Genomic DNA, 14,029 nt, shown 5'->3' with positions numbered 1-14,029 from the left:
GCTACTTCTCGCCCGGGTGTTCGACCGTCAGCGTGCCGATCATCAGCTCGCCGTCCTTGCCGCGGCTGACGTCGAAATCGATCACCTGCTCGCGCTGCGTCGGCCGGCCCCAGTCACGATAGAGGTGCGCCGTCACCCGCGCCGCCCCATTGGGGTCGAGCCGGTCGGGCGCGAAGACGTGGGCGCGGGTGACATAGGCTCCTGGCGCGGCGCGGCGGAGGAAATATTCCTCCGGTCCGAACCCCTGCGTCATGTCGTCCGATAAATGCCCACCGATATGGCTGCGCTGGTTCGAATAGATCACCCGCTCGCCGCTCGGCTCGTCGACCCACAGGTCAATGTCGGTGGCGTCGTTCGACCAGTCGATCACGATCCGGAGGTCGCTCGCGAGGTTGCGAACGAGGCGCGGGTCGATCGCGACGTCGCCGCCCAGTGCGCGCAGCTTTGGCAGCAGCGCATTGGCCTCGACCAGGCTGACGAGGTCGATGCCGTTCCAGCGCGCGTCGTGCGGCTTCACCGCGACGTCGATGAGCAGCTCGATCGCGCGGGTGAGGTCGGCCTTGGCGGTCGGCCCGCCCAGCGCGGCGCGGCGGGCGAGGACCAGCGCCAGCAGCCGCTTGGGCTGCGGATGATCCAGGTCGAGGTTCATTTGTCGCTCGCGCAGCGCCACCGCAGCGTCGAGCGCGCCGTAGCGCTCGAGCCGGGTCGCGACCATGCCGATCGTCACCTGGTTGGCGGTCGGCAGGTCGAGCGCCGACAGCAGCACCTCGGGCGCGTCGGCGGCGCGATCGTGCCGCACCAGCCAGTCGGCGCTGTCGAGATAATAAGCCGGAACGTCGCCCGCCTTGCGCTCCCACTCGGCGTAGAGGCGGTCGAACTCGGCCGGCGCGGCGTCGAATGCTTTCAGATATTCGCGATCGGGATTCCACGCGTCGACCGAGACGCGGACGTCAGCAGGGGCGGCGGCGCGGTTCGGCATCCGCGTACTGGTGACCACGATGTCGCCCGTGGCTGTGCTGGCCTCGTCTTCCCGCTCGGGAGCGGGCGGCGGCGGAGGCGGAGGCGGAGGCGGCGGTGGGGGCGGGGGCGCGTCCGGTGAGTCCGCCACCGGCGCCGGCGACATCATCGCGGGGGGAGCGCCCCGCGGCTTGCCCGGCGTCACGACCGGCGGTCGCCAGGTCAGGTCGAAGCGCTTGTCGTACCAGGCGAGCTCGGCGGTCCAGTCCTTGACCAGCTGGTCGAGCCGGTTCGCCGCGGCGGCCTTGCGGTTGGCGTCGGCGGCGAATTGCAGCTCCTCATATTTGGCGAGCTTGGGATAGTTGGCCGGCGGCCGCACCCCGTTCAGCACATAATCCTCGGGCTGCTCGAGCACGACGAACGACAGCGACGGGCTGGCGATGGCATAGCGGCGGCTGGTGGCGACGAACTGCTCGCGGCTGGCGGTGCCTTCGAGCAGCGACAGGCGGGCGGCGGCGAGCAGCGCGCTGTCGCCGTCGAAGCGGACCGCCGCGGCGGTGGGCTGGCGGGCGACGGTAACCCCGCCGACGGTGACCTGGGCAGGGCCGCTCGCCGGCGCCTGGACGATCGCCCGCCAGTGGTCGGGTGCGCTCGGCAGCAGGGTGAAGGGCAAGGCCGTGCCGGCTGTATCGGAAATCCGCTCGACCCCCGGCGCCGTGAGGTCGGCAGCCGCATCGTCGGCATCGATCACCCGCCCGCCACCGGCCTGCGCCAACGCGGTCAGGCGCGCGCGGTTGGCGCCGCTGGTCGGGGCGATGGCGAATAGCCGGCAGCCCGGCGCGACCATATTGTCCTGGTCAAGCGTCAGCTGCCCGTCGCTGACCAGCAGGCAGGTCCCCCCCGCGCCGCCGTTGCTCAGCGCGCGATAGCTCGTCGCGCCGCGATAGCGGACGGCGGCGACGCGCGCGGCCAGCTCGGCGGCACTGGCGAGCACCGCGCGCTCGGGCGCGCCGCTGGCGAAGGCGACCCACTCGATCCGCGCCGGGCGGAGCGCGGCGATCGCCGCGGTCACCCGCGCGAGTTCCGCCGCATGGTCCTGGTCGCGGCGGCTGCGCGAGCGGTCCCAATAGACGCGCACCGTGCCGCCGGTCGGCGCCACCGCATGGGGCAGGGGGCCGCTCACCTGCCACGTCTGCTCGCCGGTCGCGTGGACGCTGGCGAGCGCGTCGGTCTCCGCTTCGGACGCCGCAATGGTGAGGTCTCCGGGAAGGGCACCGCGGCCCGACAGGCTCAGCACGCCGCCGCGCTCGGCGAGCGCCCGTCCGCCCAGGCGAACCGAGTCGCGCGCGGCGCCGGTCACGCTGACGTGCCAATCGGCGGTGGCGAGCGCGCCGCCGAGCGGGAGCCGCCAGACGGTTCCCGCCGGCGCGGTGAAGCGCACCTTGAAGGTGCGCCCGGCTGTGCGGCTGATCGGAAAGACGCGGGTGTTGAAGCCGCCCGCGGCGTCGATCGTAGCGACGCCCGGGTCGACCTGCCGGCGCAGATTCTGCTCGTAAGCCGCCTGCGCCTTGGCGCCATCGACCAGCGAGCCGTCGACCAGCCGGCCGTCGATGTCGAGCGCGTATCCGGTCACCACCGCGTCCGCCGGCAGGGGAATCGCCACCCGCCCTTCGACCGGCTCGTCAGTGGTGCCGTGGACCTCGAGCGTCAGCTCGGCGGTCGCGACCGCGCCGTGGACGGTGGCGACCAGCGCCAGCCGCCGGATCTCGAGCGGCCGCACCGCCTCCGCCTGGTTGACCCCGCGCACCAGCGCGGTGACCGAGGGCCCGGCGAGCACGGTCGGCGCCGCTGCGGCCACTCCCCCAAGTCCCGCGAACGCTGCGCCTGCCAGCAACATCCCGCTCATCCGCATGACCGACCCCCCTCCTGGTTCAACACCAATCTAACGCGGTCATCACGCGCGGAAAGGCGCCTTTCGATCGACCGCGCGCTTAATGAGACATTGTAACATTTTAGCATCAAGGTCGCAGACAGCCGCGCCAGGCTGCGCGGCTAAGGTGGGGAACTGCGAGGAAAAATGGCGCACCCAAGAGGGGTGCAACTAGCTATACCTTTCAGGTGCTTAGCTTGGCGCACCAGCCGCTTAGCACCTGATAGTTGTCCCTCGCACAACTCCTTGATGGATAACCTTCAAGCTGCCGGTCTCGTGCCAGCAGGGGAGGGTAGCTGCGACAAGCGCATAAGCCCTGCCAAGGAGCTGAATACACTGGCGGAAGGGCTCTACAGCCAAACCAGGGGGGTCCGATATTATTTGCGAGCCAAGTTCGAAAGGCAGAGCGGCGATCGGCGGGGCGGAGGACAGCCTCGTAAGCAACTGCTGAGCATCTTGCGACCTCTCGACCAGAAGCGTCCGAAAGCGAGGGTCGGCTCCGACTGTCATACTTGAACGGACCGGACTGCCTTCGGCAATCGAGCGATACACGCTCGGCGCCGGGGATTGTTGTCCTATGTCCGTTCGCTCAGGTCTCACCAACTGTCATGTACTGCCCTCTTTGGCAAAATCACCGCTCTGATAAATAATCACGCTTTCCTGATTATTTAGGAAAATCTGGAGAATTGACGTGGGCGGATGTGGCTCAGGTAATTACGGCGGCAAACTGACCGCTGACCTCTGGCTTAAGGTCGACATTGCTTGGAGGATCCGCACTGAGCGGCTGATCCCCGGATGCTTCGTTTTTGGCGGCCTGAGCTGGACCTGCGGCGGCTCGCCTTCCGGTTCAATCGACTACGAAGGAATATGGCCGACCTTGGGAACGCCACCCTTACGCTTCGCTACACGCTGACGAAAGGTGGCGCGCGACAAGAGATGCAGCAGCCGATCCGGCTGAACTTCACGACGCCAATCTCCTGCGGCCGGCGTTGATGGATGCACTGTCCGGCAACTGGGCAACGTGTCGGCAAGCCCTACAAGCCCTTGCCTGGCGACCGATTTGCCGGTCGGAAAGCTGGCGGCTCGCCTACCAGTCACAACGTCATGCACCTCGTGACCGGCCCTTTGAGAAGGCTGTTCCGTCTGCAAACGAAGCTCGGGGGTGACAGAGGCTTCGACATGTGGCTGAACCGGCCAAGGGAATTTGGCACCGCACCTACGAGCGCCACTGGGACGAGTAAGAGCGGCTCGCTGGCTTGTGTAATGTCGAGATGATGCGGATGATCGGCCTGCTCAGAGACCTAGGCTGAGCCGAATGTCTGCTCTCGACCCATTGTGGACGTTCGTTACCGGTGAGATGCATGGGCTAGATCGTGGTAATTTCGAGGGCAAAGAAGCGTAAGATAGCGATCCCTGCCTTAATCAGCCTGATCGTTGTCTTGCTCGCGTTCTATTTCGAGTTTCTTCAAAACCCCGCTCAGAACGCTCATCCACGCATCGGTTCGGAGAAGCAGTAAACCGAAGTCACCCAATCAGACTTCGATGAGAACGTCCGCTCTGCACCCATTGCGGACGTTCGTAGGAATGGGCACCATCCAGCGACGAGGGTTTATGTACTCCGCCCCGAGACCGATGTTTTCGATGGGAGCGGCAAGCTCAGCCAAGAAGCCCAGATGACCCTGGCTGCTCGCTGACCTCGTGGCGGACCATCTGCGAGAGGGAGGTTATTGTAGTCATCAGGCAGTGGTCTGGGAGGGACCAAGTTTACTCGAACGGACTGCGACTGTGAGATCGCTTGGCGAGCGAGCAGACGTTGTGAAAACCGCTCTCCGCCTGATCGACCCCAACAACTTCGACGAAGGCGGCATTAGGTCTGCCATAAACTGTTTAGCGATCACTTTCGGTCAAGACGGCCAAGCCATCCTCTGCCTGCGACACGAGGACAGCAAGGCGCAATTATCACCCTCCGGCCTCGTCACAATGGAGGAGGCCTCGCGGTGGCTGATCGAAACTGACTTGCTGGATGGCACCGCCACAAACTGACGTCCGCTTTCCACCCAAAGCGGACAGTCCGCTTGCGGCTCAAGTCAGATGTTTGATTTCGGCCTCCAGGATAGCCCCAGCAAACGAGTGATGTGCCGTAATCAAACAGAAGCGCCGAGCTGCCTTTTGAAGGCGACTTCACGAGGCTAGTTCCGCTCGCAGGCAAGCTGTCCCCTTGTCCTAGGCCACGAACAGCTCGGTTGCGAAGGCGGCCGGGCTGTTTTGAGTTTCGTGCGATGAGAATCCGCTAGACCAGCTCGCCTTCGGTTTGGGATCTGGCTTGTTCTGACGCTGCTCGTTCTGCGCCGGTGAAGGGCGCGATGACTTCATCGTAGAAGGCTGGCGGGACCGGGCGGTCGATACCGTAGACGGTCGGAAAATGGTCGGGGAGGTGGAGCGTCCCGAACAATCGGTCGATGAACGGCAGCGTCGCGGCAAAGTTGTGATCACGATGCTCGTCGTTGGTATGGTGCCAGTGATGAAAGGCCGGGGTCGCCAGGAGCTGCTCGAGCGGTCCGAACCGCCACCGGACATTCGCATGGACGAAGAATGACCAGATCGTTCCGATCACAACGATGATGAGCGGTACCAGTCCGCGCTCCGAACCACCGCCGTCGAGCCCGAGCATGTACAGCGGCACCAAACCGCCAAGCCGCGTAAACACTACATCGACCGGATGCGCGCGGCTGTTCACCAGCCAATCGAGATGCTCGGGCGTGTGATGGACGGCGTGGAACCGCCACAGCGTGGGGGAATGGTGTGCCCAGCGATGCGCCCAGTAGGAACCGACTTCGGCGACGAGGAGACCGAGCGGAATCGTCAGCCAGAGCGGAAGGCTCGTGACGGCCTGGTGCCAAGCAAGGGGGGTCACGCCCCGGACCACGGCAGCGAGCGCCGCAAGGGGCACCGCCATGACCAGCGTGGGGATCAGCCCGTTGAGATAATAATAGAAAATGTCGGCGACGATCGAGGTGCGCCGTTGCGCCTTGCGCAGGGTGAAGAGCTTTTCGAGCGGCGCGAAGAGAAGCGCCAGCAACGAGAGCCAGACCGTCAGCCTAATGAGATCAATTAGGATCGACGGCATCGCGAGATTCTCCGGCAAAGCGGCCTCCTCCTGCTCGCGCCAGCGAACGGAGGAGGCCGTCAGTGCTTAGTATCGATCGGAAATCTTCAAACCGTAAAGAGACTTCCCGATCAGGCCATGGCCGGAATGTGCGCCCGGCGCTTGCGCATGCTCACGCCCACCGCGCCGAAGCCGATCAGCATCAGCGCCCAAGTGGCCGGTTCCGGCACGGCGGCGGTCACCGAGACGTTGTCGAGCAGCGCGACCGGCGGCAGTCCGTTGGGAGTGCCGGTGGCAAGGAAGCTCAGCGTCTGCGTGGCGCCGGTTGCCGTGAAGGTACGGGTGACCGTCGACCAAGGCGTTGCGCCTTCCGACGGCGTGTTCTGGTTGGGAAGCGAGATGACGAGGTTGCCGACGGTGATGTTGAGGCCCTCGGTCGTCGCGCCAGTGCGGCTGGCGATCTGCCCGGTCGCCCAGTCAAACGACAGCGTGTAGAGCGCGCCCGTGGTCAGGCCCGTCAGGATCGTCGAGAAGGTCCCGTTGACACTGGTGTCGCCGTCGAGCGCCATGAAGTTGCCATGGCCGGCATTGTTGCTCGGCAGCGCCCAAAGGAATTCGCGGCCGGTGCCCTGATACTGGCCAAGCGCGCTGCTCGAAGTCGCGATGTCCGAATGATAGAGCAGGTTGTACGGATTGGTGCTCGTCGACGAATTGCCCGTCGACCAGCCCGTGACCGAGCCATATTGATTCGAGGCATTCACCTGGAAGTTTTGGCTGTTGTTCGACACGCTGTTGAAATTGCCATTGGTCACATACTGCTGCGCCGCCGCCGGAGTGGCGGACAGGGCCGCAGCGGCGAGCCCAATCATGCTGAGAAGTTTGCTGTTCATGGTTCCCCTTTTGGACCGGCCATCTCGATCCCGAACTCTCCCGTGAAAGTTCTGATGACCGAACCGCTATCTTGCAGGTGATCGCGAGCCGACGCGCCAAATGACCAAGCCGAGGTACCGAGAAAAGTCAGGACATTGTCACTGTCCTAGTCCGGTACAGGTCGAATATTGTCATGGGCGGGAAAGCGCGGTCGATCCCATCTTCCGCTGCTCCAGTGCGGGAAGAGGCCAGTCAGACGACGTCCGTTTCCCACCCAAAGCGGACGTTCCCAACGTCGCCGCCACCGCGCCTACAGGTACGGCCCGGGCGCGCCGAGGAGGGTGCGGGCGCCGTCCTGGAAGTCGTCGACCGCGGGGGTCTTGAGGCGGAAGTGGCGGAGGACCTGCTCGCCGGGTGCGACGTCGAGGCGGAAGTTGCCGCTCTCGAGCAGGGTGGCGAGCCAGGCGAGGAAGCGGCCGAGCGAGGGGGCGAGGACCGCTTTCACGTCCTCGTCGCGGCCGTAGAGGATGATCTGGCCGACCCGCCCGCCGGGCCAGGGCGCGAAGTCGAGCCCGAGGTGGTTGCCCGAGCCGTCGGCGGTGAGCGGGATCCAGCCGGGGTTAGTGTAGGCGGGGTCGACCGCGCCGACCGGCCAGCCGCCGCCGGGGATCGCATAACGGTTGCCGCCGAAACCGGCGGCGACCTTCTGCCAGCTCAGCCACTCGCGGCCCGCCGCATCGAGCGAGAGGATCGGCAGGCCGTAAATGTGGCCGCGGCGGTCGTCGTTCTCGCCGTCGTGCCAGCCGTAGAGCTGGCGGTAGGCGCGCGGCAGGCGGACGCGCACGAGGCGCTCGAAGGCGTCGAGCTGCGCCTCGCTCGCGGGTGGATTGAAATTGGCGGCGTCGGCGGCGAGGTGCGCCGCATACCAGGCGTCGAGCCGGGCGAGGACGGGGGCGATGTCCTCGTCGAGCATCGGTTTCGCCGCGCCGGCGGGGCGCTGGGGGGAGGCCGTGCGCTTGCCCATCGACTGGCAGCCGCGCGCGCCGAGGCCGGCGGCGACGAGGGCGGCGCCGAGCGCGGTGGCGAGCCAGCCGCGGCGGGAGAGCGTGCCGCTCATGCTTGCGCGGACACCGGGGCGCGCGGGGTCACCGGCGGCATGGCGGCGGCGAGGAGGACGTTGTCGCTGGCGAGCGCGCGCATGACCGTGATCGCCATGATCGGGCCTTCGTGACGGGCGGCAAAGGTCTCGACCCGCATGCCGTCGCGCGGGGTGCCCGGCGCGGCGCGCGCGAAGCCGCGGGCGCGGATCTCCTCGGCCAGGCGGTCGAACAAGTGAGCGGCGCCCGCCGCGGCGAGCTTGGCCTTGGGGAGCGGCAGCGCCGGCTTGGCGAAGAGGCAGACCGCACCGTCGCCGACCGGACGGGCGAGCATCGGAGTGCCGTCGGCCTGCCGCGCCATCCGATAGCCGACCGCGGCGAGCGCGTCGTGCGCGGTCTCGGATTTGCCGCCGAAGAAGAGGGGAAGATGGTCGAAGATGGCTTCCACCAGCGCGTCGAAGCCGTGGTCGTCGGTCATCTTCATCCCCCCTTCGTCCACCGCCTGTAGGCGACGGGCTTTGCCAAATTCTTAGCCGGGGGCCGGCGCGGTGGCGAGGCGGGTGCTGGCCTTTCGCGGGGGCGGGGCTAGGCTGGTGGGATGTCCTTGCGTCTCAGCGCCCTCATGCGGGCTTCGGCTTTTCTGCTCGCGTTCGGCGCGGTGCCAGTAGTAGCCGCCACGCCGCCCGCGCCGATCACCATCGGAACCAGCTATCGGCTGCCGTCGGCGGCGCTGGGGGGTGAGCGGGTGGTGAATGTGGTGCTGCCGGCGGGCTATGCCGCGCATCCCGAGCGGCGTTACCCGGTGCTCTACCTGATCGATGGCGGGGTCGATCAGGATCTGCTGAACATCGCCGCGCTGGTCGGCAATGGCGGGCAGTGGGGGCGGTCGGGCGAGGCGATCCTGGTCGGGGTGGCGACGGTGGATCGTCGCCGCGAGCTGGTCGGCCCGACCCGCGATCCGGCGCTGCTGGCGAAATATCCGACCGCAGGCGAGAGCGCGCGCTTTCGGACGTTTATCCGCGACACGGTCAAGCCGTGGGTGGCGCGGAGTTTTCGCTCGAACGGGCGGTCGGCGGTGATCGGCGAGTCGCTGGCGGGGCTGTTCATCGTCGAGACCTACTTGCGCGAGCCGGGGCTGTTCGACGCTTATGCGGCGATCGATCCGAGCCTGTGGTGGGACGGGGCGGCGCTGGCCAAGGGCGCGCGGCCGGCCCTGGGGGCGGCGCAGCGGGGGCATCCGCTCTACCTCGCGCTGGCCAAGGAGGAATTGGCCGAGCCGACCGGGTCGCCGGCCTTGCTGGCGGCGCTCGGCGGGGCGGGGGTGCCATTGTGCTACGCACCGCGCCCGGACCTGGGGCACGCGACCATCTACCAGCAGCTCGCCCCGCAGGCGCTGACCAATGTGCTGCCCCCGGCCGAGCCGGCGCCGGCGGAATATGGCTTCGCGGTGACCTGTGCCGCCAACCCTTATTCGTCGCGGTAGGCGAGTTCGAAATTGCCCCAGCGGCGGCCGTTGACGAACAAAGGCACGAAGACGTTCTTCACCGGGATGTTCTTGTCGCCCAATTCCATCCGGTAGGTCATCAGCATCGCCGGCTTGTCGCTGGCGATCGCCGCGCGGGTCTGCTCGTCCATGAAGATGCGGCGGTTGCGGCAGTGGGCGTCGTTCCACACCGGATCGGTGCCGGGCTGCTGGCAGCGCTCGGACAAATGGGTCGGCAGGAAGCCGTCGACGTTGGTGATCGCCGAGCCGATGACGCGGGCCTCGCGCGCCTTGAACTGGTCGAGGATCGGGCGGATGTGCGCGTCGGCGAAGTCGCAGAAGCGGTTGTCATACTGGACCGGGTTGCGGCCGGGGATCGGCACGTAGGTGCGGTCGAAGATGTCGTCCATGCCGATCTCGCCGGCGGCGACGCCGCGCTCGCAGGCCTGCGCGATCGCCTTCATCGCATCCTGGGCGAGGATGATCATCGGCGTGTCGTCGATCTCGGCGCCCGAATTGGCGAGCGTGTCGAGCATCGCGTTGCTCATCATCTCGAGCCCCGAGAGGCGCTTCTGGGCGATCATCAGCGCGCCGCCATTTTCGCGCGCGTCGGCGGCGAAGTCGGTCAGCGACGCCTTCACCCGGTCGACGCTGGTCTGGATCATGCTGGTCGAGTGGGCGATGCCCTCGGTCTGGCGGTCGACCATCGAGACGATCTCGGTCACTTCGCGGACGGTGTCGCCGATCTGGCCGAAGCCCTTCTGCGCGGCGCGGCTGCGCTCGACGCCGGTCTTGATCTCGGTGGTGACGGCGCCGGCCTCGCGGGTCAGCTCGCCGATGGTGAGGCCGATCTGGCTGGTCGCGGCGCGGGTGTCGTGAGCGAGCTTCTTCACCTCGGCGGCAACCACCGCGAAGCTGCGCCCGGCGTCACCGGCGCGGGCGGCCTCGATGGTGGCATTGAGCGCCAGCATGTTGGTCTTGCGGGCGATCGCCTCGATGGTCGAGCTGACGGTCTGGACCTGGTTCATCGCGCTGGCGAAGCCGGCCATCCGCTCGCCCAGCTGGACGACCAGCTCGGTCAGGCCCTTGAAGCCGGCGATGGTGTCCTCGATCGCGGCGCGGCCGGCGTCCAACTTGGCCTTGGCCTGCTCGGAAAGTAGGCGCGCCTCGTCGGTCGAATCGGCGACGCGGGCCTGGTCGGCGAGGAGGCGGGTGGTGACGTCCTCGAGCGCGTCGAGGGTCTTCAAATGGTCGGACAGGCGCTCGGCGACGTCCTCGACATAGCCCGACACGTCGGAGCATTCGATCGACAGGGAGCCACAGTCGCGCGCGACCGTGCGGATCGCATTCTCGGTAATTTCTTCGATGCCGGCCGTCGCCATACCCAGTCCTCGAACCAAAACTCGTGGGGGGAGGTCTAGGGAGGAGGTTCTACCGTTTCGTTAACCGTGCTGGGGGCTCGTCAGTGAATTGCTTCGCTGCGCTCGCAATGACGATGGGGCCGGGGTAGACCGAGCCCATGTTCATCAACTTCGTCGAGGCGCTGCGGCGCGGGGGGATATCCGCAAGCCTCAAGGAGCATCTGGTGCTGCTGGAGGCGCTCGACGCGGCGGTGATCGAGCGGAGCCCGGAGGAATTCTATTACCTCGCCCGCGCGGTCTTCGTGCACGACGAGAGCCAGCTCGACCGCTTCGACCGGGTATTCGGCGAGGTATTCAAGGGGCTGCTCCCGGCTGAGGGGGAGGACCTCGCGGCGCAAATCCCCGAGGAGTGGCTGCGCGCGGTGGCCGAGCGCTACCTGACGCCCGAGGAGATGGAGGCGGTCAAGGCGCTCGGCTCGTGGGACGAGATCATGGAGACGCTCAAGAAGCGGCTCGAGGAGCAGCAAGAGCGGCATGAGGGCGGGTCGAAGTGGATCGGCACCGGGGGCACCTCGCCGTTCGGACATGGCGGCTACAATCCCGAGGGGGTGCGGATCGGCGGGCCGGGCAAGCAGGGCCGCGCGATCAAGGTGTGGGAGAATCGCGAGTTCAGGGATCTCGACGACACGCGCGAGCTCGGCACCCGCAACATCAAGGTGGCGCTGCGGCGGCTGCGGCGCTTCGCGCGCGAGGGGCGGGCCGACGAGCTCGACCTCGACGCGACGATCGACGGGACCGCGCGGCAGGGCTGGCTCGACGTCCAGTTCCGGCCCGAGCGGCACAATGCGGTCAAGGTGCTGCTGTTCCTCGACATCGGCGGGTCGATGGACGGGCATATCCGCGTCGCCGAGGAACTCTTCTCGGCTTGCCGGACCGAGTTCAAGCACCTCGAGCATTTCTATTTCCACAATTGCATCTACGAGGGCGTGTGGAAGGAGAACCGGCGGCGCTGGACCGACCGCACCGCGACCTGGGACATCCTCCACAAGTTCGGCCACGACCATAAGCTCGTGATCGTCGGCGACGCGGCGATGAGCCCCTATGAGGTGAGCCATCCCGGCGGCTCGATCGAGCATATGAACGAGGAGAGCGGGGCGACCTGGCTCAAGCGGCTGACCGACACTTACCCGGCGGCGGCGTGGCTCAACCCGACGCCGGAGGCCTATTGGGGGCATAGCGCGTCGACCGGACTGATCCGCCAGCTGATGGGCGAGCGGATGTATCCGCTGACGCTGGGCGGGCTCGACGAGGCGATGCGCGAGTTGAGCCGAAAGAAGTGACGCCTCAGCCGAACGGCTGGTCGATGCTCGGCGGCGGGACGCTGAACCAGGCGGGGCCGGCCGTGGTCATGTGGAAGCAGTCTTCGAGGCGGATGCCGAACTTGCCGGGGAGGTAGAGGCCGGGCTCGTTCGAGAAGCACATGCCCGGCGCGAGCGCCGTCATCTCGCCGTGGACGAGGTTGACCGGCTCGTGGCCTTCCATGCCGATGCCGTGGCCGGTGCGGTGGCTGAGCCCGGGGAGGGCATAGCGCGGGCCGTAGCCCCACGATTCGTACAAGCGGCGGACGGCATCGTCGACGCTGCCGGCGGGGGCGCCGAGCCGGGCGGCGGCGAAGGCGGTGGCCTGGCCCTGGCGGACCTGGCTCCACACCTTGCGCTGGGCGGGGGTCGGGTCGGCGCCGAACACGAAGCTGCGGCTGATGTCCGACTGATAGCCGCGAACCGCGCAGCCGCAGTCCATCAGCACGACGCTGCCGCGCTTGACCACCTGCGGGCGGCCGCTGCCGTGGGGCAAAGCGGCGGCCTCGTCGATCAGGACCAGCGCCCAGGTGTCGGTGCCGCCGAGCTCGCTCACGATCCGCTCGAAGCGGGCGGCGATGTCGTGGTTGGTCTCGCCCAGCTTGACCCCGGCGTGGGTGGCTTTCAGCGCCTCGATGGTGATGTCGGACGCATATTGCATCAGCGCCAGCTCGGCCGGCGACTTGCGCATCCGGATCGGGCGGACCAGCGCGGCGCCGTCGGCGAGCTGGGCGGCGGGGAGCAATTTCCGGACGCCGTCGACGATGAAGGCGCGGGTGGTCTCCTCGAAGGCGAGCGGGCGGCGGTCGGCGCGGCGGGCGCGAAGGTAAGCGGCGACCGGCGCGTAGGGGCTCTCATCCTCCTGCCACGGGCGGATCTCGAGCGGGAGCTGGAGGCTCTCAGCTACTGACGGGCGCTCGAAGAAGGGGGTGACGATGATCGCCGCGCCCTCGGCGGGGATGACCGCCAGCGTTGGCCGCTCGCTGCGATGCCACTGGACGCCGGTGAAATAGTCGAGCGCGGGACCGCTTTCGACCACCAAGGCGCCGATACCGAGGGTTCGCATCCGCTGCTGGAGGGTGGCGACGCGGCGGCTGCGCTCGGCGGCGCCGATCGGCGGGGGCGGACCGCGGCGGGGGGCGACTTGCGCGAGGGCGGGCGCGGCGGGGAGGGTCAGCGCGGCGAGGCTGCCGACCAGCGCGCCGCGGCGGCTGAGTTCAAATGAGCGCATAGGGACCGCCGGCTTTCAGCGCGCGCTGGTAGGCGGGGCGCTCGTGGATGCGCTGGAGCCAGGCCCAGACGTGGCGGCGCGAGGCGTTGAGCCCGGCGCGCTTGGCGGCGGCCTCGAGCGGGAAGCTCATCATGATGTCGGCGCCGGTCAGTTCGTCGCCGGCGAAATAGGGGCGGCCCGACAGCTCGAGGTCGCAATAGTCGAGGTGGCGGTCGAGCATCCGGAGGATCGGCTTGCGCGCGGGCAGGCCGAGCAGCCCGAGCCGCTTGATCACCAACAGGACGAGCAGCGGGGGCATCAGCGAGCCCTCGGCATAATGGAGGAACTGGCGGTAGCGCAGCTTGCCGCATTGCTGGTCGAGCGGGCCCATCCGGCCGCCGGCTTTCTCGACCAGATATTCGACGATGGCGCCGCTCTCGGCGATCACCATCTGGCCGTCCTCGATCACCGGCGACTTGCCGAGCGGGTGGAGGCGGCGCAGCTCGGGCGGGGCGAGCATGGTCTTGGAATCGCGCTGGTAACGCTTCACCGTATAGGGGAGCTCGAGCTCCTCGAGCAGCCACAGTATGCGCTGCGAGCGGCTGTTCTCGAGATGATGGACGACGATCATCCGAGCTGTCTGACATGGCTTCGCGC

General features: G+C 67.5%; 11 protein-coding genes. 3 read left to right on the top strand and 8 right to left on the bottom strand.

The window, feature by feature from the left end:
• Nucleotide 1: 1 nt before the first annotated feature.
• Nucleotides 2-2,815 (bottom strand): VIT domain-containing protein, encoded by a 2,814-nt coding sequence (locus tag GCU42_RS04610; protein WP_162789130.1) that lies wholly within the window; start codon nucleotides 2,813-2,815, stop codon nucleotides 2-4.
• A 1,887-nt stretch (nucleotides 2,816-4,702) separates the two neighbouring features.
• Between GCU42_RS04610 and GCU42_RS04605 the strand changes: the two genes are divergently transcribed.
• Entirely contained in the window at nucleotides 4,703-4,930 is a 228-nt protein-coding gene (locus GCU42_RS04605) for a hypothetical protein (RefSeq protein ID WP_114226442.1), read from the top strand.
• 247 nt (nucleotides 4,931-5,177) lie between these two features.
• On the opposite strand, the gene GCU42_RS04600 is transcribed toward GCU42_RS04605, so the two are convergent.
• The 4 genes from GCU42_RS04600 to GCU42_RS04585 all read right to left on the bottom strand — a co-directional run bounded on the left by GCU42_RS04600 (nucleotide 5,178) and on the right by GCU42_RS04585 (nucleotide 8,438).
• Nucleotides 5,178-6,014 carry a sterol desaturase family protein gene (locus tag GCU42_RS04600; RefSeq protein ID WP_114226441.1) on the bottom strand — a complete coding sequence of 279 codons (837 nt, stop codon included), beginning with the start codon at nucleotides 6,012-6,014 and terminating at the stop codon, nucleotides 5,178-5,180.
• A gap of 110 nt (nucleotides 6,015-6,124) precedes the next feature.
• The gene (locus GCU42_RS04595; RefSeq protein ID WP_114226440.1) at nucleotides 6,125-6,883 is read right to left on the bottom strand and encodes a PEPxxWA-CTERM sorting domain-containing protein; all 759 of its coding nucleotides are present in this window, start codon (nucleotides 6,881-6,883) and stop codon (nucleotides 6,125-6,127) included.
• A 290-nt stretch (nucleotides 6,884-7,173) separates the two neighbouring features.
• Nucleotides 7,174-7,980: an SMI1/KNR4 family protein gene (locus GCU42_RS04590; protein WP_114226439.1), complete on the bottom strand. Its 807-nt coding sequence runs from the start codon at nucleotides 7,978-7,980 to the stop codon at nucleotides 7,174-7,176.
• Nucleotides 7,977-8,438, bottom strand: a complete 462-nt coding sequence (locus GCU42_RS04585; protein ID WP_152569446.1) for a hypothetical protein — start codon at nucleotides 8,436-8,438, stop codon at nucleotides 7,977-7,979. Before GCU42_RS04585 ends, GCU42_RS04590 begins: the two co-directional genes overlap by 4 nt.
• A gap of 144 nt (nucleotides 8,439-8,582) precedes the next feature.
• Here GCU42_RS04585 and GCU42_RS04580 point away from each other — a divergent pair, with 144 nt between their 5' ends.
• Nucleotides 8,583-9,443, top strand: a complete 861-nt coding sequence (locus GCU42_RS04580; RefSeq protein ID WP_114226437.1) for an alpha/beta hydrolase — start codon at nucleotides 8,583-8,585, stop codon at nucleotides 9,441-9,443.
• On the opposite strand, the gene GCU42_RS04575 is transcribed toward GCU42_RS04580, so the two are convergent.
• On the bottom strand, nucleotides 9,428-10,825 hold the full coding sequence (locus GCU42_RS04575) for a methyl-accepting chemotaxis protein (RefSeq protein ID WP_114226436.1): 1,398 nt from the start codon (nucleotides 10,823-10,825) through the stop codon (nucleotides 9,428-9,430). The two genes, GCU42_RS04580 and GCU42_RS04575, sit on opposite strands and share 16 nt — an antisense overlap.
• A gap of 137 nt (nucleotides 10,826-10,962) precedes the next feature.
• Between GCU42_RS04575 and GCU42_RS04570 the strand changes: the two genes are divergently transcribed.
• Complete coding sequence (locus GCU42_RS04570) at nucleotides 10,963-12,144, top strand: vWA domain-containing protein (protein WP_114226435.1); 1,182 nt, start codon at nucleotides 10,963-10,965, stop codon at nucleotides 12,142-12,144.
• 4 nt (nucleotides 12,145-12,148) lie between these two features.
• Here the strand turns inward: GCU42_RS04570 and GCU42_RS04565 are convergent, their stop codons facing one another.
• The gene (locus GCU42_RS04565; protein WP_114226434.1) at nucleotides 12,149-13,393 is read right to left on the bottom strand and encodes a M24 family metallopeptidase; all 1,245 of its coding nucleotides are present in this window, start codon (nucleotides 13,391-13,393) and stop codon (nucleotides 12,149-12,151) included.
• Entirely contained in the window at nucleotides 13,380-14,003 is a 624-nt protein-coding gene (locus tag GCU42_RS04560) for a glutathione S-transferase family protein (protein ID WP_114226433.1), read from the bottom strand. The genes GCU42_RS04565 and GCU42_RS04560 overlap by 14 nt, the downstream gene beginning before the upstream one ends.
• Nucleotides 14,004-14,029 lie beyond the last annotated feature (26 nt).

The organism is Sphingomonas ginsengisoli An et al. 2013, from assembly GCF_009363895.1.
Classification (GTDB): domain Bacteria; phylum Pseudomonadota; class Alphaproteobacteria; order Sphingomonadales; family Sphingomonadaceae; genus Sphingomicrobium; species Sphingomicrobium ginsengisoli.
The sequence above is the reverse complement of the archived record's forward strand: the minus strand, read 5'-3'. Positions and strand labels throughout refer to the sequence as shown.

Excerpts from the sequence above, each read along its gene's own strand:
- GCU42_RS04580 (WP_114226437.1), top strand. The coding sequence starts at position 8,583 with ATGCGGGCTTCGGCTTTTCTGCTCGCGTTCGGCGCGGTGCCAGTAGTA.
- GCU42_RS04560 (WP_114226433.1), bottom strand. The coding sequence starts at position 14,003 with ATGATCGTCGTCCATCATCTCGAGAACAGCCGCTCGCAGCGCATACTG.
- GCU42_RS04600 (WP_114226441.1), bottom strand. The coding sequence starts at position 6,014 with ATGCCGTCGATCCTAATTGATCTCATTAGGCTGACGGTCTGGCTCTCG.
- GCU42_RS04590 (WP_114226439.1), bottom strand. The coding sequence starts at position 7,980 with ATGAGCGGCACGCTCTCCCGCCGCGGCTGGCTCGCCACCGCGCTCGGC.
- GCU42_RS04595 (WP_114226440.1), bottom strand. The coding sequence starts at position 6,883 with ATGAACAGCAAACTTCTCAGCATGATTGGGCTCGCCGCTGCGGCCCTG.
- GCU42_RS04575 (WP_114226436.1), bottom strand. The coding sequence starts at position 10,825 with ATGGCGACGGCCGGCATCGAAGAAATTACCGAGAATGCGATCCGCACG.
- GCU42_RS04570 (WP_114226435.1), top strand. The coding sequence starts at position 10,963 with ATGTTCATCAACTTCGTCGAGGCGCTGCGGCGCGGGGGGATATCCGCA.
- GCU42_RS04565 (WP_114226434.1), bottom strand. The coding sequence starts at position 13,393 with ATGCGCTCATTTGAACTCAGCCGCCGCGGCGCGCTGGTCGGCAGCCTC.
- GCU42_RS04585 (WP_152569446.1), bottom strand. The coding sequence starts at position 8,438 with ATGACCGACGACCACGGCTTCGACGCGCTGGTGGAAGCCATCTTCGAC.